Origin of the sequence: Burkholderia sp. AU17457, assembly GCF_002223255.1 — a bacterium.
GTDB lineage: Bacteria > Pseudomonadota > Gammaproteobacteria > Burkholderiales > Burkholderiaceae > Burkholderia > Burkholderia sola.
In genome coordinates this window covers 740,405-764,821 of record NZ_NKFB01000005.1, presented here as the reverse complement: position 1 = coordinate 764,821, position 24,417 = coordinate 740,405, and the positions used below count along the sequence as shown (strand labels likewise).

Annotated in this window: 22 protein-coding genes and 1 pseudogene; 14 read left to right on the top strand and 9 right to left on the bottom strand. The window is 69.3% G+C overall.

All coding sequences use genetic code 11. The features are described from left to right. The first annotated feature begins 21 nt into the window (after positions 1 to 21). Both CFB49_RS20710 and CFB49_RS20705 read left to right on the top strand, forming a co-directional pair. Entirely contained in the window at positions 22 to 1,026 is a 1,005-nt protein-coding gene (locus CFB49_RS20710; RefSeq protein WP_069618348.1) for a chemotaxis response regulator protein-glutamate methylesterase, read from the top strand. Positions 1,027 to 1,094: 68 nt separating this feature from the next. Continuing rightward, the gene (locus tag CFB49_RS20705; protein WP_089436282.1) at positions 1,095 to 2,156 is read left to right on the top strand and encodes a diguanylate cyclase; all 1,062 of its coding nucleotides are present in this window, start codon (positions 1,095 to 1,097) and stop codon (positions 2,154 to 2,156) included. Positions 2,157 to 2,184: 28 nt separating this feature from the next. On the opposite strand, the gene CFB49_RS20700 is transcribed toward CFB49_RS20705, so the two are convergent. Both CFB49_RS20700 and CFB49_RS20695 read right to left on the bottom strand, forming a co-directional pair. Then, entirely contained in the window at positions 2,185 to 4,434 is a 2,250-nt protein-coding gene (locus CFB49_RS20700) for a putative bifunctional diguanylate cyclase/phosphodiesterase (RefSeq protein WP_089492181.1), read from the bottom strand. A gap of 271 nt (positions 4,435 to 4,705) precedes the next feature. Next, positions 4,706 to 5,599: a LysR substrate-binding domain-containing protein gene (locus CFB49_RS20695; protein ID WP_089492180.1), complete on the bottom strand. Its 894-nt coding sequence runs from the start codon at positions 5,597 to 5,599 to the stop codon at positions 4,706 to 4,708. 120 nt (positions 5,600 to 5,719) lie between these two features. Here CFB49_RS20695 and CFB49_RS20690 point away from each other — a divergent pair, with 120 nt between their 5' ends. Together CFB49_RS20690 and CFB49_RS20685 are read left to right on the top strand one after the other, a co-directional pair. Further along, complete coding sequence (locus CFB49_RS20690) at positions 5,720 to 6,358, top strand: hydrolase (protein ID WP_089436280.1); 639 nt, start codon at positions 5,720 to 5,722, stop codon at positions 6,356 to 6,358. Between the two features lie 208 nt (positions 6,359 to 6,566). Continuing rightward, a complete protein-coding gene (locus CFB49_RS20685) occupies positions 6,567 to 7,289 on the top strand; it encodes a haloacid dehalogenase type II (RefSeq protein ID WP_089492179.1) in 723 nt (240 codons plus the stop codon). Between the two features lie 67 nt (positions 7,290 to 7,356). Here the strand turns inward: CFB49_RS20685 and CFB49_RS20680 are convergent, their stop codons facing one another. Next, a complete protein-coding gene (locus CFB49_RS20680) occupies positions 7,357 to 8,148 on the bottom strand; it encodes a uracil permease (protein WP_089492178.1) in 792 nt (263 codons plus the stop codon). 93 nt (positions 8,149 to 8,241) lie between these two features. Then, entirely contained in the window at positions 8,242 to 9,201 is a 960-nt protein-coding gene (locus CFB49_RS20675) for a LysR family transcriptional regulator (RefSeq protein WP_069618355.1), read from the bottom strand. Between the two features lie 156 nt (positions 9,202 to 9,357). Here CFB49_RS20675 and CFB49_RS20670 point away from each other — a divergent pair, with 156 nt between their 5' ends. The 3 genes from CFB49_RS20670 to mmsB all read left to right on the top strand — a co-directional run bounded on the left by CFB49_RS20670 (position 9,358) and on the right by mmsB (position 13,229). Further along, positions 9,358 to 10,677 carry an MFS transporter gene (locus tag CFB49_RS20670; RefSeq protein ID WP_089492177.1) on the top strand — a complete coding sequence of 440 codons (1,320 nt, stop codon included), beginning with the start codon at positions 9,358 to 9,360 and terminating at the stop codon, positions 10,675 to 10,677. A 117-nt stretch (positions 10,678 to 10,794) separates the two neighbouring features. Next, positions 10,795 to 12,321, top strand: coding sequence for a CoA-acylating methylmalonate-semialdehyde dehydrogenase (locus CFB49_RS20665; protein WP_089492176.1), 1,527 nt, complete (start codon positions 10,795 to 10,797; stop codon positions 12,319 to 12,321). 17 nt (positions 12,322 to 12,338) lie between these two features. Further along, complete coding sequence (mmsB, locus tag CFB49_RS20660; RefSeq protein WP_069618358.1) at positions 12,339 to 13,229, top strand: 3-hydroxyisobutyrate dehydrogenase; 891 nt, start codon at positions 12,339 to 12,341, stop codon at positions 13,227 to 13,229. A 115-nt stretch (positions 13,230 to 13,344) separates the two neighbouring features. Here the strand turns inward: mmsB and CFB49_RS20655 are convergent, their stop codons facing one another. Beyond that, positions 13,345 to 13,677: a hypothetical protein gene (locus CFB49_RS20655; RefSeq protein ID WP_069618359.1), complete on the bottom strand. Its 333-nt coding sequence runs from the start codon at positions 13,675 to 13,677 to the stop codon at positions 13,345 to 13,347. Between the two features lie 507 nt (positions 13,678 to 14,184). Between CFB49_RS20655 and CFB49_RS20645 the strand changes: the two genes are divergently transcribed. Further along, entirely contained in the window at positions 14,185 to 14,946 is a 762-nt protein-coding gene (locus tag CFB49_RS20645) for a DUF4397 domain-containing protein (RefSeq protein WP_069618360.1), read from the top strand. Positions 14,947 to 15,044: 98 nt separating this feature from the next. Here the strand turns inward: CFB49_RS20645 and CFB49_RS20640 are convergent, their stop codons facing one another. Together CFB49_RS20640 and CFB49_RS36410 are read right to left on the bottom strand one after the other, a co-directional pair. Next, complete coding sequence (locus tag CFB49_RS20640) at positions 15,045 to 15,596, bottom strand: DUF3005 domain-containing protein (RefSeq protein ID WP_089436273.1); 552 nt, start codon at positions 15,594 to 15,596, stop codon at positions 15,045 to 15,047. Between the two features lie 193 nt (positions 15,597 to 15,789). Continuing rightward, positions 15,790 to 16,038: a hypothetical protein gene (locus CFB49_RS36410; RefSeq protein WP_175974961.1), complete on the bottom strand. Its 249-nt coding sequence runs from the start codon at positions 16,036 to 16,038 to the stop codon at positions 15,790 to 15,792. A 233-nt stretch (positions 16,039 to 16,271) separates the two neighbouring features. Between CFB49_RS36410 and CFB49_RS20625 the strand changes: the two genes are divergently transcribed. The 4 genes from CFB49_RS20625 (at position 16,272) to CFB49_RS20610 (ending at position 20,419) form a co-directional block, all read left to right on the top strand. Then, complete coding sequence (locus CFB49_RS20625) at positions 16,272 to 17,822, top strand: NCS1 family nucleobase:cation symporter-1 (protein WP_089492174.1); 1,551 nt, start codon at positions 16,272 to 16,274, stop codon at positions 17,820 to 17,822. 23 nt (positions 17,823 to 17,845) lie between these two features. Beyond that, positions 17,846 to 18,574: an aspartate/glutamate racemase family protein gene (locus CFB49_RS20620; RefSeq protein ID WP_089492173.1), complete on the top strand. Its 729-nt coding sequence runs from the start codon at positions 17,846 to 17,848 to the stop codon at positions 18,572 to 18,574. A gap of 61 nt (positions 18,575 to 18,635) precedes the next feature. Continuing rightward, the gene (locus tag CFB49_RS20615) at positions 18,636 to 19,811 is read left to right on the top strand and encodes a LysR family transcriptional regulator (protein WP_089492172.1); all 1,176 of its coding nucleotides are present in this window, start codon (positions 18,636 to 18,638) and stop codon (positions 19,809 to 19,811) included. Positions 19,812 to 19,978: 167 nt separating this feature from the next. Next, complete coding sequence (locus CFB49_RS20610) at positions 19,979 to 20,419, top strand: DUF1090 family protein (RefSeq protein ID WP_089492171.1); 441 nt, start codon at positions 19,979 to 19,981, stop codon at positions 20,417 to 20,419. 110 nt (positions 20,420 to 20,529) lie between these two features. On the opposite strand, the gene CFB49_RS20605 is transcribed toward CFB49_RS20610, so the two are convergent. After that, entirely contained in the window at positions 20,530 to 22,101 is a 1,572-nt protein-coding gene (locus CFB49_RS20605; RefSeq protein WP_089492170.1) for an MFS transporter, read from the bottom strand. Positions 22,102 to 22,201: 100 nt separating this feature from the next. Between CFB49_RS20605 and CFB49_RS20600 the strand changes: the two genes are divergently transcribed. Together CFB49_RS20600 and CFB49_RS20595 are read left to right on the top strand one after the other, a co-directional pair. Continuing rightward, positions 22,202 to 23,080: a LysR family transcriptional regulator gene (locus tag CFB49_RS20600; protein ID WP_089492169.1), complete on the top strand. Its 879-nt coding sequence runs from the start codon at positions 22,202 to 22,204 to the stop codon at positions 23,078 to 23,080. A gap of 163 nt (positions 23,081 to 23,243) precedes the next feature. Beyond that, positions 23,244 to 24,230, top strand: coding sequence for an ABC transporter substrate-binding protein (locus tag CFB49_RS20595; RefSeq protein ID WP_089492797.1), 987 nt, complete (start codon positions 23,244 to 23,246; stop codon positions 24,228 to 24,230). 22 nt (positions 24,231 to 24,252) lie between these two features. Here the strand turns inward: CFB49_RS20595 and CFB49_RS36405 are convergent. Then, positions 24,253 to 24,399: pseudogene (locus tag CFB49_RS36405) on the bottom strand (phage protein NinX family protein); the annotation flags it as partial. Between the last annotated feature and the right edge of the window lie 18 nt (positions 24,400 to 24,417).

The window sequence follows — 24,417 nt, the reverse complement described above, 5'->3', positions numbered from 1 at the left end:
ACCGACCGGAGAATTCCGCTTGTGAACATCGGCATCGTCAACGACCTCCCGCTTGCCGTCGAGGCGATGCGCCGCGCGATCGCGCGACGGCCCGAGCACCGCGTGCTGTGGGTCGCGACCGACGGCGCGCAGGCCGTCGAACTGTGCGCCGCGCAGCCGCCCGACATCGTGCTGATGGATCTGATCATGCCGAAATTCGACGGGATCGAAGCGACGCGGCGGATCATGCGCTCCGAGCGACCATGCGCGATCCTGATCGTGACGAGCTGCATCGGCGCGAACGCGTGGCGCGTGTTCGAGGCGATGGGCGCCGGCGCGCTCGACGCGGTCGATACGCCGCGGCTCGGCGACGGCGCGGCCGGCGACACGACGACACTGCTGCTCGCGAAGATCGACCAGATCGGCCGCCTGCTCGACGCGCCGGGCGGCACGCGCGTGGCCGGCGCGGCCGCGCGCGGCGGCGTCGGCCCGCTGGTCGCGATCGGCGCATCGGCCGGCGGACCCGGCGCGCTCGCATCGATCCTCGGCAGCCTGCCGGCCGATTTCAATGCACCGATCGTGATCGTGCAGCACGTCGATCGCGCGTTCGCCGAAGGCATGGCGCAATGGCTCGACGGTCAGACCCGGCTCGCCGTGCGCGTCGCGCACGAAGGCGACCGCCCGCAGCCGGGCGTCGCGCTGCTCGCCGCGACCGACGATCACCTGCGCATCACGCGCGCCGGCACGCTCGAATACACGCGGGAACCGGCCGCCACGCCGTATCGTCCGTCGGTCGACGTGTTCTTCAACAGCCTGACCGAGCACTGGCCCGGCCGCGTGATCGGCGTCCTGCTCACCGGGATGGGACGCGACGGCGCGATCGGCCTGAAGGCGCTGCGCATGAAGGGCTACCATACGATCGCGCAGGACGAGGCGACCAGCGCCGTGTACGGGATGCCGAAGGCGGCCGCGACGCTCGGCGCGGCGCGCGCGATCCTGCCGCTCGGGCGCATCGCGGGCGAACTGGCGGCGCTCGCGCGGATCTGAGCCCCGACGATGACCGCGCGCAACGCCCATGCCTGCCCCAGCAACAACCGCAACGACCCGCATCGACCATGACGATTGACCTGACTCGCCCGCCGGGCGGCCCGACCGCGTCGCCCGCCGATGCGCCGGCGATGGTGCTGCTGGTCGACGACCAGACGATCGTCGCGGAAGCCGTGCGGCGCGCGCTTGTCGACGAGGAAGGCATCGACTTCCACTACTGCCCGCGCTCGGACGACGCGATGGCCGCCGCGATCGAGACGCGCCCGACCGTGATCCTGCAGGATCTCGTGATGCCCGGCACCGACGGGCTGAGCCTCGTGCGCGCGTACCGCGCGAATCCGGCGACGCGCGACGTGCCGATCATCGTGTTGTCGACGCAGGAAGAACCGGTGATCAAGAGCGCCGCGTTCGCGTGCGGCGCGAACGATTACCTGGTCAAGCTGCCCGACCGCATCGAGCTCGTCGCGCGCATCCGCTACCACTCGCGCTCGTACATGAACCTGCTGCAGCGCGACGAAGCCTATCGCGCGCTGCGGCAGTCGCAACAGCAATTGCTCGAGGCCAATCTCGAACTGCGGCGCCTCACGCACTCCGACGGCCTGACCGGGCTGTCGAACCGGCGCTATCTCGACGAATACCTGGCCGCCGAGTGGCGGCGCGGCACGCGCGAGCGCAGCGAGCTGTCGCTGCTGATGATCGACGTCGACAACTTCAAGCTGTACAACGACACGTACGGGCACGTGTCCGGCGACAGCGTGCTCAAGCAGATCGCATCGACGATCGAGCGCTGCCTCGGGCAGTCGGGCGATCTCGCCGCCCGCTTCGGCGGCGAGGAATTCGCGGTCGTGATGCCGGCCACGTCGCCGGGCGCCGCGCGGCTGCTCGGCGAGAAGATCCGGCTCGCGGTCGAGGCGCTGCGCGTACGGCACGCGCATTCGTCCACGGGCAGCCAGATCGTGACGATCAGCATCGGCGGCGCGAGCATCGTGCCGGCGCCCGGCCTGCCGACGACCGTGCTGATCGAGGCGGCCGACCGCGCGCTCTATCGCGCGAAGCACGAAGGCAAGAACCGGGTCGAGATCGATCCGTCGCCGACGCCGCCGGGCGGCGGCGGGTTCGGCGCGCGCTGACGCGCCATGTCCGGCGAGCGCGTCGCGCTCACGCGGCGCCGAGCCGGCGCGCGTAGTCGTGCGGATCCAGCGGGCGGCTGAACAGATAGCCCTGCTGCATGTCGCAGCCGATCTGCTGCAGGAACCACGACTGCGCCTGCGTCTCGACGCCTTCGGCCGTGACCTTCATGCCGAGCGAATGCGCCATCGCGACGACCGCCTGCGTGATCGCGACCGAGTCGTGATGATCGGGCACGCCGGACACGAACGAACGGTCGACCTTCAGGTTGTGCAGCGGAAAGCGCTTCAGGTACGCGAGCGACGAATAGCCGGTGCCGAAATCGTCGACCGAGATCCGCACGTTCATGTCCGTGAGCGCTTCGAGCATCGGCAGCACGGTATCCGTGTCGTTCATCAGCACGCCTTCGGTGATCTCGAGTTCCAGCGCGGACGGGTCGAGCCGCGTTTGCGCGAGACAGCGGGCGACCGATTCGACGAGCCCTTCGTGAAACTGCCGCGGCGACAGGTTGACGGCCAGCATCAGGTCCGGCGCGATCGTGCGGCGCCACTCGGCCGCCTGCCGGCACGCGGTTTCGAGCACCCATTGGCCGATCGCGACGATCAGCCCCGTGTCTTCCGCAACCGGAATGAATTCCGCCGGCGACATCGGCCCGAGCTCGGGGCTCGTCCAGCGCAGCAGCGCTTCGGCGCCGACCGTGCGGCCGGTGCGCGCGTCGACCACGGGCTGATACGCGAGCCGCAGCATGTCCGACGCGAGGGCGCGCCGCAGCGACTGCTCGATCGCGAAGCGGCGCTGCAGCCGCAGGTTGAGCTGCGCGGTGAAGAACGTGAAGTGGTTGCGGCCGTGCTGCTTCGCGTCGTACATCGCCGAATCGGCGTTGCGCATCAGCGTCACGGCGTCGTCGCCGTCGCGCGGCGCGACGCTGATGCCGATCGATACGCCGAGCCAGTATTCGTTGTTCGCGATCGCGAACGGCTTCGCGATCGCGTCGATGACCTCGCGCGCGAGCCCCGCCAGACGCTCGGGATCGTCGCAGTCGTCGACGAGGATCACGAACTCGTCGCCGCCGACGCGCGTGAGCGCGTAGCGGCCGTCCGCGCAGCCCGCGAGCCGCGCCGCGACGCTGCGCAGCAGCGCGTCGCCCGCGTCGTGGCCGGCCGTGTCGTTGACCTTCTTGAAACCGACCAGATCGATGAACAGGATCGCGACGCGCGCGGGCCCGGCCGCCGCATCGCGCACGCCGAACAGCTCGCGCATGCGGTCGCCGAGCCAGCGGCGGTTGTAGAGGCCCGTCAGCGCGTCGCGGGTCGCCATGTAGCGCAACTGCTGCTGCGCTTCGCGCACGGGGCCGATGTCGTTGAACGACACGAGCACCGAATCGGCCTGCGTCTCGCCCGGCCTCACGATCGGCACCGCGTTGCCGCGCACCCAGATGATGTCGCCGTCCGCGAGACCGAAGCCGACCGTGTAGTCGAGCATCGGCGTGGCCGTGTCGAGCGCGCGCCGGCTCGGCCAGTCGTACGGGTCGATCGGCGTGCCGTCCTCGCGAAGCTTGCGCAGGATCACCGTGGACAGCCGGCGGCCGACGAGTTCGCCCTTCGCGCGCATCATCCGGTTCGCGCTCGGATTGCTCGCGATCACGACGCCGTCGCGCGACACGACGAGGATGCCCTCGCTCAGGCTGTTGACGACGAGCCGGTGATGTTCCTCGCTGCGCGCGAGCTGCCGCGCGATCCGGTCCTGGTGCACCGCGAGCCCGACGCTGTTGCCGATATCGCGCAACAGCGCCGTTTCCTGGTCGCTTGGGCGGCACGGCCAATGATGATAAACGGCGAACGCGCCGAGCACGGCGCCCGCGTCGTCGAGGAACGGCACCGACCAGCACGCGCGCAAGCCCAGCGGCAACGCGATGGCGCGATAGTCGGCCCAAAGCGGATCGGTTTCGATGTCCTCGACGGTGACCATCCGGCGCTCGTACATCGCGGTGCCGCACGAGCCGGCCGCGGGGCCGATCGTCGCGCCGTCGATCGCCGCGCTGTACTGCGCGGGCAGCGACGGCGCCGCGCCGACGCGCACGTGCATGCCGTCCGTATCGAGCAGCAGGATCGTGCACGACGCGCCGTCGCCGAGCAAAGCCTCGGCACGCCGGCAAACTTCGACCAACAGTTCCGGCAGCGGCGTGTTGCGTGTGATCAGCCTCAGCACGCTCTGCTCGGATGCGAGCACTTCCGCGGCGAGCCCGAGGCTGTAGCGAGAACTTTGCGGTTCGGTATTCAAGTGAATCCTGCCGTCTGTCCGACCGGGTCTGATACGCCCGGTTCGTCATCGATATTTCGTGCCCTGTTCCGCTCCGGGTTTACGCCGATCCCCGGTGCGCCCCGTTTGCGCGCCGAGCGAGGGCGCACCGAAATGTATTTAACACCAATCCGTGACGATCGGCGTGTCTGCTTACATCAGGGGTTTACGCTCGGTTGCCGCGCGGCGTGCGGGCGGCGGCCGGTGCGATGAAAGGTTGCAGCGCCGCACGACGGCGCCGGCGCGCCGCCCGTCAATCCTTCCGGATGTGCTCGGCCAGGAAGTCGATCAGCAGGCGCACGCGCGGCAGCAGCCCGCGCCGCGACGGAAACACCGCGTGCACCACGCCGCCCTTCGGCGCCCATCCGGGCAGCACGTCGACCAGCGTGCCGTTGCGCAGGTCGTCCTCGACGACCATGCACGGCAGTTGCACGATGCCGACGCCATGAATCGCCGCATCGCGCAGCGCGTGCATGTCGTCGGTCACGAAGCGCGGGTGGTGGCGCAATTGCGCATGCTCGCCGTTCGGCCCGATCAATTGCCACACGTGATGCCGTGCCGGCCCCCAGTCGAGGCTCGGCACGCCGATCAGCTCGGCCGGGTCCGACGGCGCGGCGCGCCCGGCCAGCCACTGCGGCGCCGCCACCAGCCGCTGCGGGCTGTCGGCGAGCACGCGCATCACGAGATCGCTGTCCTCCAGCGGCGGGAAACGCACGCGCAGCGCCAGGTCGAATCCTTCGCTCAACAGGTCGACGCGGCGATTCGTCGCGTCGAGATGCACGTGCACCTGCGGATGAAGCGCCATGAAACGCGCCACGAGTTCGCTCACGCGGTATTCGAGCAACGCGGTCGGGCAGCTCACGCGCACGATGCCGCGCGGCTGGGCGTGCCGGCGCTCGATCACCTCGCGCGCGGCGTCGGCTTCGACGAGCACGGCGAGACAGCGCTCGTAGAATTCGCGCCCGGTCTCGGTGACCATGAAATGGCGCGTCGTGCGCTGCAGCAGCCGCACGTCGTACCGCGTTTCCAGCGCCGCGATGCGCCGGCTCAACGTCGATTTCGGCACGTCCAGCGCGCGCCCGGCCTGCGTGAACCCGCCGTGTTCGACCACTTTCACGAAATAGTAGAGGTCGTTCAGGTCATCCATGATTGTTCCACCCATAGAACACTGACGGCATTTTAAGGGACTGGAACACCGGTTGTTGCAGGCATAGCATCGTGTTTCGACATGCCCCTTCACATTCCCGAACTATCTCTGGAGGCAACCATGGCAAGCGAACCGATTCGCGACCCCGCGAACGACCACCTGCTTACCCCGCGGAACGCGGCGTTCATCGTCATCGATTACCAGCCGGTGCAGGTGAATTCCATCGCGTCGATGGACCGCCAACTGCTGATCAACAACATCGTCGGCGCATCGAAGGCGGCGGTTGCGTACGACCTGCCGATCGTCCATTCGACCGTCAACGTGAAGACGGGGCTGAACAAGCCGCCGATCCCGCAACTGCGCGCGGCGCTCGAAGGCTATCCGACCTACGACCGCACGAGCATCAACTCGTGGGAAGACGTCGAGTTCCGCCAGGCCGTCGAGGCGACCGGCCGCAAGAAGCTGATCATGACCGCGCTGTGGACCGAAGCGTGCCTGACCTTCCCGGCGCTCGACGCGCTGAAGGCGGGTTACGAGGTGTACGTGGTCGTCGATGCGGTCGGCGGCACGTCGGTCGCCGCGCACGAAGCCGCGCTGCGCCGCATCGAGCAGGCCGGCGGCCAGATGATCAGCGTCGCGCAGCTGTTCTGCGAATTGCAGCGCGACTGGGCGCGCAGCGCCACCGTGCCGGCGTTCGTGAACCTGTTCATCGAAACCGGCGGCACGGCCGGCATCCAGTTCTCGTACGACAAGAGCTGATCGGCCCGAGGGCGCGGCGGTCGGCGCTGTCCGGCCAGCGCGCGCCCTTGCCCTGCTTCGGGGCGCCGGCGCGACCGGCGCGAGTCCCGCATCGCGGCCTCCCCGGCCGCGTTTTCGTATCCGTGATTCAATGTCGATCGAACCGGCGTCGCGCCATCCAGCGGCACGGCGATGTGAACCCTCATCGAACGACTTTCACTGGACCCCCATGACGAACCCTGCCGAAATCAAGGCGCTCGTTTTCGATGTCTTCGGAACGATCGTCGACTGGAGAAGCGGTGTCGCACGCGGCGCTGCCGCCTTCCTGGACCGCCACGCGCCGACGCTCGATCCGTTCGCGTTCGCCGATGCGTGGCGCGCCGAATATTCGCCGTCGATGGAAGAAATCCGCAGCGGACGCCGCCGTTACGTGCGGCTCGACGTGCTGCATCGCGAGAACCTCGTCCGTACGCTCGACCGTTTCGGGATCGTCGACGTGCCCGATGCCGACATCGACGCGCTCAATCTCGCGTGGCACCGGCTCGATCCGTGGCCCGATGCCGTCGCCGGGCTGCACCGGCTGAAGCAGCGCTACATCATCGCGCCGCTGTCGAACGGCAATATCCGGCTGATGGTCGACGTCGCGAAGCACGGCGGGTTGCCGTGGGACGCGATTCTCGGCGCCGAGGTTGCGCGCGCGTACAAGCCGTCGCCGGCCGTCTATACCGAAGCGGTCGAGATTCTCGGCCTCGCGCCGGCCGAGCTGTGCCTGGTGGCCGCGCACAACGGCGATCTTGCGGCAGCACGCCGGCTCGGGCTGTCGACCGCGTTCGTGCTGCGGCCGACCGAGCACGGGCCCGGCCAGACGACCGACCTGAAAGCCGACGATGCGTGGGATTTCGACGTCAGGGATCTGAACGAACTCGCGGATCGGCTGGGTTGCCCGGGTTGAGTGCCGCGCGGCGCGGCCTGCCCCGCGCTGCGCTCGCGAGGCGCGGTACAGGCATGCCGCGCCTCCGCTACTTCACCACCGCCCGCCATGCGGTTCGCGCATGGACGAGCAGCAACGGCAGCAGCGCCAGCGCGAACAGCAGGCACAGCGCGAGCACCCATACCGGCCATTGCTGCGGATTCCCGTGCACCCAGTAACGGTACGGCACGCTCAGCAACGCGATTTCCATCAGCAGCGCGCCGAGTGGCACGAGCCCGTTCAGCACGGCCGCCACGCCGAAGCGTGCCGCACCGTCGATCTTCTTCCCGGCCCCGTACGCCGCGATCAGGTACACGAAATACCCGATGATCGCGACCATCACCGTGCCGCCGGCCAGCAGCCCGATACTTCGCACGCTGCGTTCGTGCCACTGACGGGCGCCTTGCGGCAACACGACATCGATCTTCTCGCCGATTTCGGGCACGGCGCCCGAGCGAATGTTGCCCCGCAGCACGATGCGTTCGCCATCCGGCATCGTGGCTTCCAGGATCGACGTGTACTGGATGCATCGATACTTTTCGGTGCGCCCGCGGCTGTCGCGACGCTCGCACGTATCCCACCCGGATTCGTAGGACACGACGGTCGCCTCGTATTTCGGCGACACCGTCAGTGCGTAGAGCTCGTCGCCGATCCAGTACGCGAACGGAAAAAACAGCGACACCAGGCAAAAACATACGAGCCACCAGAACGCGACCGCGCCACCTGAACCGCGCTTGCCGCCCGTCTGTCGGCGCACCATGCGCGACGCGAGCCAGTAGGCGGTCACGCCGAATACGACCACGCACACCACGAAAACCTTGCCTGCATGCGTCAACGCCATTTGCCCTCTCCCCGATAGCCGATCGAATCGCCGCCGGCCGTGTTGTCATCCGGATCGATCGTCGCGTCGCCGTCGCGCCCCGTCCGTCGACCGCTACTCCGGCTCGCCGACGAAACGCAGCGTGCCCGACTCCCCCGACAGCAACGCGCGGTTCGCGTCCGCCGCCGCGCGCAGATAATCCCACAGCGCGGTCACACGCCGCAGCTTGCGCAGATCCTCGCGGCACGTCAGCCAGAAACACCGCGTGACGACCACGTCGTTCGGCAGCACGGGCACCAGCGCCGGCTGCGTGGCCGCGATGAAGCACGGCAGGATCGCGAGGCCGCCGCCCTGTAGCGCTGCGAAAACCTGCGCGATCACGCTCGTCGTGCGCAAACCCGCCGTCGCGCCGGGCACCGCACGGTCCAGGTACAGCAGTTCGTTGCTGAACGCGAGATCGTCGACGTAGCTGATGAACGCGTGCCGCGCGAGATCGTCCGTGCAGGCAATCGGCGCGTGGTTCGCCAGATAGTCGCGCGTCGCATAGAGCCGCAACTGGTAGTCGCACAGCTTCGTGACCACGTAAGGCCCGCGCTCGGGACGCTCGAGCGTGATCGCGAGATCGGCCTCGCGCTTCGGCAGATTGACGAAATGCGGCACCGGCAGCAGGTCGACCGTCACGTGCGGATGCGCGGCGCGAAACTGCGCGAGCTGCGGCGCGAGGAAAAAACAGCCGAACCCTTCGGTCGACCCGATCCGCACGTGGCCCGACAGCGCCTCGCCCGTGTTCGCGACCTGGTCGCACGCGGACTGCACGGTCGTCTCCATCGCGTCCGCATACGCGACGAGCCGCTGCCCTTCGGCCGTCAGCGTGAAGCCACCGGAGCGCGACTTGTCGAACAGCAGCGTGCCCATCGCGGCTTCGAGCGCGCGGATGCGCCGCGCGACGGTCGTGTAGTCGACGCCGAGCCGTTTCGCCGCGCCGCTCGCGCGCTGCGTCCGCGCGACTTCGAGGAAAAAGCGCAGGTCGTCCCAGTTCAGGTTGCCGGAAACCGGCTCGGTGGCATGTCGCATCGGCGAGGGGAAAAACGGGCGTCTCCGGGCCGGCCGTCGATATGCATAAATGCACATCCAACCGGTTTCTTTATCGGTACATCATGAATCTGCGCATAACTATACTCGACCGTGACCTGCGGACCATGAGCCGCGGGCAATAAAACCGGAGACACCATGCAGACCCGATCCACCCTCGATGAGCATGCGACCATCGCGACGCCGGCGCCCGAGCGCACCGCGAAGCATTATCTGCTGGCCGGCTGGGCCAGCATGGCCGGCACCACGATCGAGTGGTACGACTTCTTCCTGTACGGCACGGCCGCCGCGCTCGTGTTCAACCGCATCTTCTTCCCGTCGCTGGACCCGGTCGTCGGCACCCTCGCCGCGTTCGGCACGTTCGCGGTCGGCTTCATCGGGCGGCCGATGGGCGGCATCGTGTTCGGCCACTTCGGCGACCGCATCGGCCGCAAGTCGATGCTGATGATCACGCTGCTGCTGATGGGCGTGCCGAGCATGATCATCGGGCTGATCCCGTCGTACGACAGCATCGGCTACTGGGCCGCCGCGCTCTTGATCGCGATGCGCTTCCTGCAGGGGATGGCCGTCGGCGGCGAATGGGGCGGTGCTGTGCTGATGGCCGTCGAGCACGCGCCGAAGGGCCGCAAGGGGCTGTTCGGCAGCCTGCCGCAGACGGGCGTCGGGCTCGGCCTGATCCTGTCGTCGCTGGCGATGGCCGCGGTGGCCGCGCTGCCGGAAGCCGACATGCTGTCGTGGGGCTGGCGCGTGCCGTTCCTCGCGAGCATCGCGCTCGTCGGCCTCGGCTGGTTCATCCGCGCGAAGGTGCCGGAATCGCCCGACTTCGAGAAGGTCCGCAAGCAGGGCAAGGCCGAGAAATCGCCGGTGACGGCCGCGCTGCGCCGCCATCCGCGCGAGGTGCTGACGATCGTCGGCGCGCGCGCCGCCGAGAACACCTGGTTCTACATGGTCGTCACGTTCGCGCTCGCTTACGCGACGCAGCATCTGCATCTGCCGAAGGCCGAGATGCTGCACGCGATCACGGCCGGCGCGGCGCTGTCGCTCGTCACGATGCCGCTGTGCGGGCATCTGAGCGACCGCATCGGCCAGCGACGGATGTTCGCGATCGGCCTCGTGCTGATGTGCGCATTCGCCGCACCGTTCTTCATGATGCTCGGCACGCAGCAGACGTCGACCGCATGGTGGGCGATCGTGCTCGGCCTCGGCATCGTGTTCCCGATCCTCTATGCGCCGGAATCGCTGCTGTTCGCGCAGCAGTTTCCCGCGGAAATCCGCTACAGCGGCATCTCGCTGTCGGTCCAGCTGGCCGGCGTGATCGGCGGCGGCTTCGCGCCGATGATCGCGACGTCGCTGCTCAAGGCCGGCGGCGGCCAGCCGCACTACGTGATCGCGTACCTCGTCGGCTTCGGCGTGTTCGCGCTCGTGTGTACCGCGTTGATGCGCCCGGCGCGCGCCTGAGCACGCCGGACGGCATTCGATCGGATTCCGTTCGCCCTGCCGCCCGCCGCGCGTGCACGCGCGGCGGACGCAGGCTTCCCTTTGTCCTCGCCACCCCGTTTCCCCGGAGAGAGTTCCATGAACGCCGCAGTTCCCCAGACCACCCTCGCCCTGCCCACCGCCAAGCTGCTGATCGACGGCGCGTTCGTCGAATCGCAAAGCGCCGAATGGGGCGACATCGTGAACCCCGCGACGCAGGAAGTGATCGGCCGCGTGCCGTATGCGACGCTCGACGAGGTCGATGCCGCGATCGCGTCCGCGCAGCGCGCGTTCCAGACCTGGAAGACGACGCCGATCGGCGCGCGGCTGCGCATCATGCTGAAGTTCCAGGATCTCGTGCGCCGCAATCTCGAACGGATCGCGCACACGCTGACGGCCGAACAAGGCAAGACGCTGCCCGATGCGCAGGGCGACATCTTCCGCGGCCTCGAAGTGGTCGAGCACGCGTGTTCGATCGGCACGCTGCAACAAGGCGAATTCGCGGAGAACGTCGCGGGCGGCGTCGACACCTACACGCTGCGCCAGCCGATCGGCGTCTGCGCGGGCATCACGCCGTTCAATTTCCCCGGGATGATTCCGCTGTGGATGTTCCCGATGGCGATCGTCTGCGGCAACACGTTCGTGCTGAAGCCGTCCGAGCAGGACCCGCTGTCGACGATGCAGCTCGTCGAACTCGCGATCGAGGCCGGCGTGCCGAAAGGCGTGCTGAACGTCGTGCACGGCGGCAAGACGGTGGTCGACCGCCTGTGCACGCACCCCGACGTCAAGGCGATCTCGTTCGTCGGCTCGACGCGCGTCGGCACGCACGTGTACAACCTCGGCAGCCAGCACGGCAAGCGCGTGCAGTCGATGATGGGCGCGAAGAACCACGCGGTCGTGCTGCCCGATGCGCACCGCGAGCAGGCGATCAACGCACTCGTCGGCGCGGGCTTCGGCGCGGCCGGCCAGCGCTGCATGGCGACCTCCGTCGTCGTGCTGGTCGGCAACGCGCGCGACTGGCTGCCCGATCTCGTCGAGAAGGCGAAGGCGCTGAAGGTCAACGCGGGCGCCGAAGCCGGCACCGACGTCGGCCCGGTCGTGTCGAAGGCGGCGAAGGCGCGCATCGTGTCGCTGATCGACGCCGGCGTGAAGGAAGGCGCGACGCTGCTGCTCGACGGCCGCGACGTGAAGGTGCCCGGCTACGAGCACGGCAACTTCGTCGGCCCGACGATCTTTTCGGGCGTGACGACCGACATGTCGATCTACACGGAAGAAATCTTCGGGCCGGTGGTGGTCGTGATGGAAGCCGACACGCTCGACGACGCGATCGCGCTCGTCAACCGCAACCCGATGGGCAACGGCGTGGGCCTGTTCACGCAGAGCGGCGCGGCGGCGCGCAAGTTCCAGAGCGAGATCGACGTCGGCCAGGTCGGCATCAACATCCCGATTCCGGTGCCGGTGCCGTACTTCAGCTTCACCGGTTCGCGCGGCTCGAAGCTTGGCGATCTGGGCCCGTACGGCAAGCAGGTCGTGCAGTTCTACACGCAGACGAAGACGGTTACCGCGCGCTGGTTCGACGACGACGCGACGGCCGGCAGCGTGAACACGACGATCGCGTTGCGCTGACCCGACGGAGCCCGCACATGGAAATCGCCTTCATCGGACTCGGCAACATGGGCGGCCCGATGGCCGCCAACCTGCTCAAGGCCGGCCACGCGTTGACGGTATTCGACCTCGACGCGCACGCGGTCGACGCCGCGGTGCGCGCCGGCGCGACGGCAGCGGCGTCGCCGCGTGACGCCGCCGCTCGCGGCTCGGTGATCATCACGATGCTGCCGGCCGCGCAGCACGTGCGCGCCGTCTACCTCGGCGACGACGGCGTGCTGGCCGGCGCGCGCGCCGGCGCGACGCTGATCGACTGCAGCACGATCGATCCCGGCACCGTGCGCGCGGTGGCCGACGCCGCCGCGCAACGCGACTGCCCGCTCGCCGACGCGCCCGTGTCGGGCGGCACCGGCGGCGCGCAGGCCGGCACGCTGACCTTCATGGTCGGCGCGAACGCCGCGCTGTTCGAGCGCATCCGCCCGGTGCTGCTCGACATGGGCAAGAACGTCGTGCACTGCGGCGGCACCGGCACCGGGCAGATCGCGAAGATCTGCAACAACCTGCTGCTCGGCATCTCGATGATGGGCGTGGCGGAAGCGATGGCGCTGGGCGCCACGCTCGGCATCGAGCCGGCCGTGCTGGCCGGCATCATCAACACGTCGACCGGCCGCTGCTGGAGTTCGGACGCGTACAACCCGTATCCGGGCGTGAGCGACACGGCGCCGGCCGCGCGCGGCTATGCGGGCGGCTTCGCGGCGAACCTGATGCTGAAGGATCTCGGGCTCGCGACCGAAGCCGCGCGCAGCGCGCATCAGCCGGTCTGGATGGGCGCGCTCGCGCAGCAGCTCTATCAGTCGATGAGCCAGCAGGGGCTCGGCACGCTCGACTTCTCCGCGTGCGTGAAGCTGTACGAGGCGCAGCCGGCCTGACCCGCCCGGCCGACGCCGGACGTGCGCCGACCCGCGACGTGCCGGTACGGCATCGCGGGTCGGTTTGCATGCGGGGGAAGGACAACGCGGGCGGCGCGATCATGCCGCCGGTCGGTCAACCGCGCGGGTTCGACGCCGTCTCGAAGGTCGGATGGCACTCGAACGCGAGTTCGGAGCGCGCGTCGACGCGGCGGCCGGCGGTCAGCGATTCCTGCTTCATGCTCGCGCGCATCCCGCGCTGCGAGCAGTAGTTGGTGGCTTCGCTGACGGCCTTCTCGTGGGCGTCGGCCCACGTCGTCGACACGCCCACCGTGCGCGTCGTCACGGTGAACACGTTCGGGTTCGACGTCGCGGTCACGTCGGAAGCGGTCGAACATGCGGCGAGCAAGCATGCAGTAGCCGCAATGGTCAACCATCGCAAGGTTCGAAAAGAGACTGGAATGGACATGGAGGGCAAGCGCACGCCGGTCGACGTGCATTGAGCAACATAGACGACAGTATGCCTGCTCGATCGCCGGAGATCATGCCCCTTTCGGTGAACACATTGTTTCGAATGGTTAAACGATGGCCGAATCAGGCAAGATTTACAGCCGTCGCCAGCTGTCGTATTCGTCCGGCAAGTCATTTCGTCCGGCGCGACCGTCGATGCACGCCCCCGCCGGATTCTCGCGCACGTTTCGGCCAAGTGGCGCCACGCCGGCTGGCCCCGGCGCGTAGCGTGCGGATGTGCGTTTTTACAACTGCGCCGATCGCGCAGCCCGCCCCTATCGCGCCCCGCGTCGCGCGCCCCGCCGTCGTTCGCCGGCTTTTTTCCGCGCAGGCACATCGATTGCGTCATTTGCGCGCCCGCCATCCGGCGGACAGCCATCTTCCTTCCAACCGGCGCTGCGCCCCGCGCGATCCTTTGCGCGGCGGTCCCGCATCGCAAGGCAGGTTTCCTGAACGAGAGGACGACATGAAATCAATACGAACGATAGTGGCCCTGTGCTCGGTCATTTCCGTACTCGCAGCGTGCGGCGGCGGCGACGACGCCGGGACCGAACTCGGCATCTCGAAGCCGCAGGCGCGCTTCATCAACGCGGTGCCGGCCGGCCCGAACCTCGACTACTACCTGAATGCGAAGATCGACCAGTCGGGCGTCGCATACAAGGGCGTGACGCGCTATCACGACATCGATTCGGGTACGCAGACCGCGAGCTACGACGTGTCGGGCACGACCGCCACCATCGCGTCCCAATCGTTCAGTGCCGCGAACGGGCATCACTACACGACGATCGCGCTGCCGAGCACGACGTCGCTGATCTCGGTGATCGACGATCCGTACGACAAGGGCCTGCTGTCGGACAAGGCGCGCGTGCGCAGCTTCAACGCATCGCCGAATGCACAGAATGTGGACGTGTACGTCGTGCCGCCCGGCACCGACATCACGACGCAAAGCCCGACGATGGCGGGTGCGGCCTACCAGAACGCCGTGCCGGCGACGACGCAGGATTCGGTCTACCTGAACGGCGGCACCTACCAGGTGATCGTCACGACGGCCGGCAGCAAGTCGCCGATCCTCAGGACCGCGCCGGTCAGCATCGGCAACAACGCCGACTGGCTGCTGCTGACGATTCCGTCCGGCGGCGTCGGCGACGTGACGCCGAACGACATTCACGTGCTCGTCGCGCAGGGCAACAACGCCGATACGTCCGCGCAGGAACTGGGTCCGCAGTAACGCAGCAAGGTCCCGAAACGACACGCGGCGGCCGGTGCGATTGCATCGGCCGCCGCGGGTCGTATACCGGTATCAAGCGTCGGTATCGGCGCCCGCCATCAGTCGTCGGCCCGTTCGAGGCAGATCACGTGCTCGGCGCGCGTGCTGTCGCCATGCTCGATGTCGACGTCGCCGACATGGCGCACGCGCCAGCCCGGCCGCGTCGCGATCTGCGGCATGTTGCCGGACGGCCGGCTCTCGATCCCGCCGAGCCCTTCGTCGGGCGTATCGACCGCTTCGTCGAGCGACGCGTTCGAATAGATCACGTTGTCCTGCAGTTCCGACGCGCCGGTGCGCGCCTCCATGCCCTTGCCGTCGACGTCGACCGTGTTGTCGGTCATCGCCATGTTCGCGTTGTCGAGCGTGACGATCCGCCCGGCGGCCCGGCGCACCGGATCGCCGCTGTCGACCGCATGCGCATCGACGTCGATCGCCGGCAGGCCGGTCGGCATTTTCCCGGCGACGGCCTCCGGCGTCAGCGGACGCTGCGCCGCCTGTGCGGCCTGCGTCGCCGCGTCGGGCATGTCGCCGGCCGCCGGCGTCTTCACCGGGCTCTTCGCGATCTGTTCCCGCTGCTTTTCCGGGGTAGGGTTCGATTCCGCGTTCTGCATCGCACCTCCTTGCCCGACCCGGCGGACGCCGGCGTCACGCCGTCGTCGCCGGGCCGGAATTCGCTACAACGGTCCTTGCAAATCTTTCATGCGCATCGCCCCACACGTGCGCCGCTCGACGCACGTGCCGACGAACGCGGCACTCGGTGAGCGGACGGGCGGCACGCTGGCGCGCCGCCCGCCTGACCGCCCGTCAACCGCCGCCGCTCGCGCCGGCCGGCGCGGAAGCCGCGCCCGGCAGGGTCGTGCCGGCCGCGCCGCTGCTCGGCATGCCCGACGGTGCGGTGGAAGGCGCGGCCGACATGCCGCTCGCTGCGCTCGAATCCGAACTGGCCGCGCCGTTGTCGCCCTTCTTCTGGCAACCCGCGCCTGCCGCCAGGCCCGCGATCAGGATGCCGGCGAAGACGGCTCGCGATACGTGACGAATGGAATATCGCTGCATGACACCTCCGCTGATGTCGACGTGGATGGAACCCGATGACTCGCAATATGCGTGCCGTCGCCGCTCTCCGCGACCGCCCGCCATTGCATTCATTTTTCAAATGACGTCCACCCGAATATTTAATTTCCCATCGCGGTAGCCGCCGCCCATACTCGCGAACAAATCCGACACATAACGTCCACCGGGGCCCGGCCCGCGCTGCGTACGACAGGCGCCGGTGTCGCGCCCCGCACATGGAAGGAGACACCGGCGTGCAACTGGAAGCCATCCACCGCGCGGGCATCGGGCCCGGCGCGAACGACGCATCGCATCGAACCGACACGGCCGCGCGCGATCCCGCGCCGAGCCCGCGGCTGCATAACGCCGATCTCGCGCCGACCCAGGCCGAAGGCCGGACTTGGGGCCGCTACAGCATCTTCGCGCTATGGACCAACGACGTGCACAACATCGCGAACTACTCGTTCGCGATCGGGCTGTTCGCGCTCGGGCTGTCGGGCTGGCAGATGCTCGCGTCGCTCGCGATCGGCGCGGTGCTCGTGTACTCGTTCATGAACCTCACCGGCTACATGGGCCAGAAGACCGGCGTGCCGTTCCCGGTGATCAGCCGGATGAGCTTCGGCATCTACGGCGCGCTGCTGCCCGCGCTGATCCGCGCGGCGATCGCGATCGCATGGTTCGGTATCCAGACCTATCTCGCGTCGGTCGTGCTGCGCGTGCTGCTCACCGCGATCTGGCCGGGCCTCGCCGCGTTCGACCGGAATGCGATCTTCGGGCTGTCGTCGCTCGGCTGGATCACGTTCATCGCGATCTGGCTCGTGCAGATCGGCATCCTCACGTACGGGATGGAGATGGTTCGCAAGTACGAGGGGCTCGCCGGCCCGGTGATCCTCGTCACGACGCTGTCGCTCGCCGCATGGATGTTCAGCCGCACCGGCGGCCAGCTCGCGATGTCGATCGGCAAGCCGATGACGGGCCTGAAGATGTGGACGGAAATCTTCGCGGGCGGCGCGCTGTGGCTCGCGATCTACGGCACGCTGGTGCTCAACTTCTGCGATTTCGCCCGTTCGTCGCCGAGCGCGAAAACGGTGCGCGTCGGCAACTTCTGGGGCCTGCCGGTCAACATCCTCGTGTTCGCGACGATCAGCTTCGTGCTGGCCGGCGCGCAGTTCAAGCTGAACGGCCACATCATCCACAGCCCGACGGAAATCATCGCGACGGTGCCGAACAAGCCGTTCCTCGTGCTCGGCTGCCTCGCCTTCCTGATCGTGACGGTCGCCGTGAACATCATGGCGAACTTCGTCGCGCCGGCCTTCGTGCTGACGAGCCTCGCGCCGCACCGCCTGTCGTTCCGCCGCGCGGGCCTGATCAGCGCGACGATCGCCGTGCTGATCCTGCCGTGGAACCTGTACAACAGCCCGATCGTGATCGTCTATTTCCTGTCCGGCCTCGGCGCGCTGCTCGGCCCGCTGTACGGAATCATCACGGTCGACTACTGGCTCGTGCGCAAGCAGCGCGTGAACGTGCCCGACCTCTATACCGAAGCCCCGACCGGCGCCTACTTCTACACGCGCGGCGTGAACCGCAAGGCGCTCGCGGCACTCGTGCCGTCCGCGTTGATCTCGATCGCTCTGGCCGTCGTGCCGGCCTTCAGCGCGATGACGCCGTTCTCGTGGCTGCTCGGCGCGGCGATCGCAGGAAGCGTGTACTGGCTGACGGCCGATCGCAAGCGGCACTACGAAGCGCGTTCGGGCGAACACATCGCGGTCGCCTGCACGCAACACTGACACACACGCATACGGAGTCACCAATGAGAATCCTGGTAGTCAACGTCAACACGACCGGGTCGATCACCGACGCGATCGCCGCGCAAGCGCAGGCCGCGGCGTCGCCCGGCACGGAGATCGTCGGGCTCACGCCGCGCTTCGGCGCGGAGTCGATCGAAGGCAATTTCGAGAGCTACCTCGCGGCGATCGCCGTGATGGATCGCGTGGTGAGCTACGACGAACCGTACGACGCGGTGATCCAGGCCGGCTACGGCGAACACGGCCGCGAAGGGTTGCAGGAACTGCTGACGGTGCCCGTCGTCGACATCACCGAAGCGGCCGCGAGCGTCGCGATGCTGCTCGGCCATCGCTACTCGGTCGTCACGACGCTCGACCGCACGGTGCCGCTGATCGAGGATCGCCTGAAGCTCGCCGGGCTCGATGCGCGCTGCGCGTCGGTGCGGGCGAGCGGCCTCGCGGTGCTGGAACTCGACGAGAACCCGGCCCGCGCGATCGAATCGATCGTCGTCGAGGCGCAGCGCGCGGTGAAGGACGATCGCGCGGAAGTGATCTGCCTCGGCTGCGGCGGGATGGCCGGCCTCGACCGCCAGATCGAGGAATGCACGGGCGTGCCGGTCGTCGACGGCGTGTCGGCCGCGGTCGCGCTCGCCGAGTCGCTGGTGCGCCTGAAGCTGAAGACGTCGAAGGTCCGCACGTACGCGCCGCCGCGCCCGAAGCGGATCGTCGGCTGGCCGGGAACCTTCGCGAAATGACGGGCCGCCGGCCAGCTGCCGGGTGGCGCGCTCGCCCCGTCTCGCCGGGGCGCGTATCGGCATGCGGCGCCCGCTAGATCCGGCCGCCCCGCCCCACGACGCAGGCGACGCCGTGGGCGCGCTCGACGTGCTCGATGCGCGGCTGATGCGCATCCTGCTCGTGCTGCTGACCGAGCGTACCGTGTCGCGTGCGGCCGTGCGCCTGAACATGTCGCAGCCGGCAACGAGCGCCGCGCTCAAGCGGTTGCGCACGCTGCTCGGCGATCCGCTGCTGGTGCGCAGCCGTTACGGGATGGTGCCGACCGAGTTCGGCGCGCGATTGATCGAGCCGCTGCGCAACGCGCTGCGCGTGATCGACTTCATCCGCATCCAGCAGCCGACGTTCGACGCGCGCACGTCGGTGCGCACTTACCGGATCGGCTGCCCCGACTATCTGAACGTGCTGTTCGTGCCGAAGCTCGTCGCGCTGTTCCGCGAGCGTGCGCCGAACGCGCAACTGGTGTTCCATCCGCTCGGCGACGGGTTCGACGACGAGCGCGCGCTGGCCGACGGCGAACTCGACGTCGTGATCGACAACCGCCCCGCACGCCGGTCGCGCTTCCGGCAGGACGACCTCTTCGACGATCGCGTCGTGTGCCTGATGCGCGCGACGCATCCGCTCGCGCGGCGCGGCGCGATGACGGCCGCCGGGTTCGCCGCGGCGCCGCAGCTGTGCCCGACGCCGTCGTGGCTCGAAGCGTCCGGCGCGATCGACCGGCAGCTCGAACGCGTGGGCCTGCAGCGGCGCATCGTCGTCACGCTGCCGCACTTCGAACTCGCCGCGCATGCGCTCGTGCGCAGCGACCTGATCCTCACCACCACGTACCGGCTCGCGCGACACTACGCGAAGCTGCTGCCGCTCGCCGCGGTCGCGCTGCCGGCCGAACCGCCGGACATCGCGTACCGGATGACGTGGAACGAATCGGGCGCGTGCGCGGAAGGCGGTCGATGGCTGCGCGGACTGATCGCGGAAGCGACGCGCGCATGGCTCGACACCGACGCGAGGCTGCCTGCGATCGCGGCGATCGCCGCTTCCGGGGCCGATACGGACGCGCCGAAAACCACGCCGGCCGCCGCCGATCCGCCCGAGCCTGCCCGACGCACGCGCCGCGGACCGGCCACGCATTGTCATGCGTCGCCGCCGACGCGCGTCGCGCAGGCGGCCCGCATTCATCGCATCGCGACGAAGTCGCACTGACCGGCGCCGCACGCGCGGCCGGCATGATCCACCAGGCCGCTGCATGTCAGACCGGTCCTATTTACCCGCGCCGCGCCGACTCGTCAGAATGACGCCTTGAATACGTGCCGGCGGACGTCGCATTGCGAACGTCCGTGTCCGCTTGATCGAATCGAGGAAAATTCCCCATGAAGAACCCGCTCATCGCACTGGCCGTCCCGGTCGCGCTATTCGCGAGCGCTGGCGCATTCGCCGGCACTCAGGACTGCGCGACGCGCATCCGCGCGCTGCACACGCAGATCGACAACGCGAAACGGTTCGGCAACACGCAACAGGCGATGCGCCAGCAGGCCGCGCTTGAACGGATCCAGGCGAACTGCACGGATGGCGGCCAGCTCGCACGCGCCGAACGCAAGCTGACCGACAGGACGCGCGACCTGCGCAACGCGGAAGACGAAGTACGCCACGCACAGGCGCGCGTCCACGAAGCCGAAGCGCGCGGCGATGCAAAGAAGCTGAACAACGCGCAACGCAAGCTCGCCGACAAGCAGGCGAAGCTGCGCAACGCCACGCGTGACCTGCACGACGCGCAGGTCGATCGCGACGCGCTGAAAGCGCTGACGGATTGAAGGGTTGAAACGCCGCGGCGCGGCGCGGCGCTCGCGTGCGGGTGCGGGCGCGAGCAGCACCGACAGCGACACGATCGACCCGAACGTCGCCAGCAAGATCGGGCACGACGTCACGCGCCTCCGCGCATCGGTTGCGCAAGCAACTTGTATGCAACGACGGCCGAACCGAGCGCCAGCACGCCGCTCACCGTCAACGCATCGGCGAACCCGCTCGCGAACGCGACGGGCGCCGCCTGCGCGAGCGCGCCGGCAGCCGACGGCGGCACGCGGCCGAGCGCCTGCGCGAGGTCGCCGGCCAGCAGGCTCGACATGAACGATGCATCGGCAAACGCGCGCAGGCCGGGCGTCGCGGACAGCAGGCTGTCGAGCCGTGCATGCGTACTCGCCGCCAGCACCGCGCCGAGCACGCCGACGGCCGTCACGATCGCCGAGAAGCGCGTCGTCGTGCTGATGCCCGACGCCATGCCCGTGCGATCGGGCGGCACGCACGCCATGATCGCCTTCTGCGTATCGCCGTTCATGATGCCGGCGCCGCACCCCGTCACGAACATGCCGAGCGCGACGAGCCGGTAGTCGCCGCTGGCCGTCAGCGCCGCGGTCGCGAGGTTGCCCGCGCCGATCAGCGCGAGCCCGCCCGCCAGCACGCCGCCGGACGACACGCGCGCGGCGAGCGCCGCACCGAGCGACGGGCCGGCGATCATCGCGAACGCGAACGGCAGCATGCCGAGCCCCGCATCGACCGCCGACATCCCGAACGCGTTTTGCAGGTACAGCGGCAGGAACGTCATCATCACCTGCGCGCACGCCGCATAACCGAACATCGCGAGCACCGCACCGACGAAGCGCGGCTGGCGGAACAGCGCGAGATCGATCATCGGCCGCGCCTGCCAGCGCTCCGCGCCGACGAATGCCGCCAGCAGCGCGGCCGCGAGCGCGAGCCGGCCAAGCGTCGCGGCCGACAGCCAGCCGTGCGACGGCGCGCCGATCAGCGCCGCGATCGCACAGGCGAGCGCCGCGCCGAACAGCAGGCTGCCGACCGCGTCCACGCGTTTCGCATGCGGATCGTTCGATTCGTCGATCGCGACGCGCGCGCCGGCCGCCAGCAGCAGGCAGGCGGGCAGGTTCAGCAGGAACACCCAGCGCCATCCGATCCATTGCGTGATCGCACCGCCGACGAGCGGCGCGATCGCCGTCGCGATCCCCATGCACATGCCCCAGATCGCCCACGCACGCGCCCGTTCGCGTCCGTCCGGGAAACGGTTCGCGATCACCGCGAGCGCGGCGGTCAGCAGCAGCGCGGCGCCGCCGCCCTTCACCGCGCGCGCGGCGATCAGCCAGCCGGCCGACGGCGCGATGCCGCAGCCGAGCGACGCGACGAAGAAGAGCGCGAGCCCCGCGAAGAGCATCCGCCTGCGCCCGAAGCGGTCGGCGAGGCCGCCGGCCGGCAGCAGGCACGCGGCGAACGCGGTCATGTACGCGCTCACGACCCATTCGATATCGGCGAAGCTCGCGTGAAAGCCGCGCGCGATGCTCGGCAGCGAGACGGCCACCACGTTCGTGTCGAGCACGATCAGCGCGCAGGTCGCGGACGCGACGGCGAGCGTCGCGGCGGCAGGCAAGTTGCCGCCGGTGCGCGGGGCGGCCGCCGCGCTCGCGCGCGACGCCGGTGAAGACTGGGACATCGGCCACTCCGGAACAGGATGAACGAGCCGTATGCTAGGCTTGGCCGCTATTGCCTGTCATTGACACTTCAAGGCAGTTTCATTGACGAAAATCGCAACCATGAGCCAGCTCGAATTCCGTCACGTGCGCGCATTCCTGAGCGTCGCGCAGCATCTGCACTTCGCGCGCGCGGCCGACGCGCTCGACATGGCGCCGCCCGCGCTCACGCGGCAGATCCAGGAAGCCGAGCGCGTGCTCGGCGTGCGGCTGTTTCACCGGTCGCGCCGCGCGGTCACGCTGAGCGCGGCCGGCGAAGCCTATCTCGCGGAAGCGCGCGCCGCGTTCGACCATCTGCAGCGCGGTCGCGAACTCGCCGCGCTAGCCGAACGCGGCGAGCTCGGCCGGATCGAGATCGGCTATGTGTCGTCGGCCGTCTATTCGGGCACGCTGCAGCGCACGGTCGGTGCGTTCCGCACCGCGCATCCGCGCATCGAGCTGAACCTGCGCGAAGTGCCGATGGACGACGTCGCGAACCAGCTCGACGCGGGCCGCCTCGACCTCGCGTATGTGCGCCCGCCGTTGCCGCTGCCCGGCGGCCTGCGGATCGTCACGCTGCAGCGCGACGTGTTCGTCGCGGCCGTGCCGGCCGATTCGCGCCATGCGGCGATGGCGGCGGTGCGCGCGGCGGACCTCGCCGACGCGCACTTCGCGGTGCCCGAACAGGCGCTTGGCACGCTCGAAGTCGCGCGCCGCGGCCGCTTCGCGCCGGTCGTGGCCGCGCGGCCGGGCGGCCTGCTGGCGGTGCTCGCGTGCGTGTCGGTGAACGGCTGCGTCGCGGTGATTCCCGATGCGCTCGCCGCTTGCGTGTCGCTGCCGGGCGTCGTGTACCGGCCGATCGCCGGCAAGCCGATCATGTCGGCGCTCGCGCTTGCGCACCGGCGGTTCGAAAAGGCGCCCGCCGTGCGGGCATTCCTGCGCACGGTTGCGCCGGCCGCGTAAGGCGCTCGCGCCAGGCCCGGGCCATCGGGTCGGCGGCGGCCGCACCGGCGGTCGCCGCGCGAATATGCATTCCACGATTCGATGTTTGTCGGCCGGAAACCGATTCCGTAACCTGCCCGGCAGCCGCGCCGCCCGCGCGCGGATCACCGAGGACACGCCGCCGATGACCCACGCTTTCGCCACCGCGCGCCGCCGCACGCTGCAGCGCCTTGCCGCCCTCGCCGCCGCGCCGCTCGCGGGCGGCCTCGCACTCCCCGCCCGCGCGGCCGGCGACGCCCTGTCGGGCGTCACGCTCGTACTCGGCGACCAGGCCGGCGGCCTGCGGGCGCTGGCCGAAGCGGCGCGCGTGCTCGACGGCACGCCGTACCGGTTCCGCTGGGCCAACTTCCAGGGCGCCGCGCCGCTGTTCGAAGCGCAGCGCGCGGGCGCGATCGACCTCGCGCCGGCCGGCGACCTACCCGTCCTGACGGCCGCGCTCGGCGATCCGTCGTTGCGAATCGTCGCGACGCGCGTCGGCTCGCCGACGTCGCTCGGCATCGTCGTGCAGCCCGACTCGCCGGTGCGCACGGTGGCCGACCTGAAAGGGCAAACCGTCGTCGTGTCGTCGGCGCGCGGCAGCATCTCGCAATACCAGTTGTACGGCGCGCTGCGCGAACACGGGCTCGCGCCGCGCGACGTCGAGGTGCGCTTCGTGCTGCCGGTCGACGCGTTCGCCGCGTTCGAGGCGAAGCGGATCGGCATCTGGGCCACGTTCGATCCGTACTACGGGCATGCGGTGCGACGCGGCGCGCGCATCGTCCGCGACGGCAGCGGCATCAATTCGGGGCTCGCGTTCCTCACGTCGCCGGTCGAGACGCTCGACGATCGCGGCAAGCGCGCGGCGCTCGCGGACGTGCTCGCACGGCTTGCCCGCGCGGGCCAATGGGCGCTCGCGCACCCGGCCGACTACGCGAGCGTCTATGCGTCGTTCACGCGCCTGCCGACCGACGCGGCCACCGATATCGCGCGCCGGGCCGCGCTCGCGCAACGCAGCCTCGGCGACGCCGACATCGCCGTGCTGCAGCGCGTCGCCGATCGCGCGGCGGCGGATGCGATCCTGCCGCGTCGGGTCGACGTCGCGTCGATCGCCGTCCGGCAGGTGTCCGCCTGAGCGATGCGGCGCGAGGACGTGTTCAGCACGGCCGCGCCATGTCGAGATCCGGCACGTCGTCGCCGAACGTCGACGCGACGAGCGTGCGCATCGCGGCGAACGGCGGCCGCTCGACGATCGGGCCGCCGTCCGCCCAGGACGACGGCGCGAACGACGGCGAGACGCCGCCCCCGAACAAACCCGCACC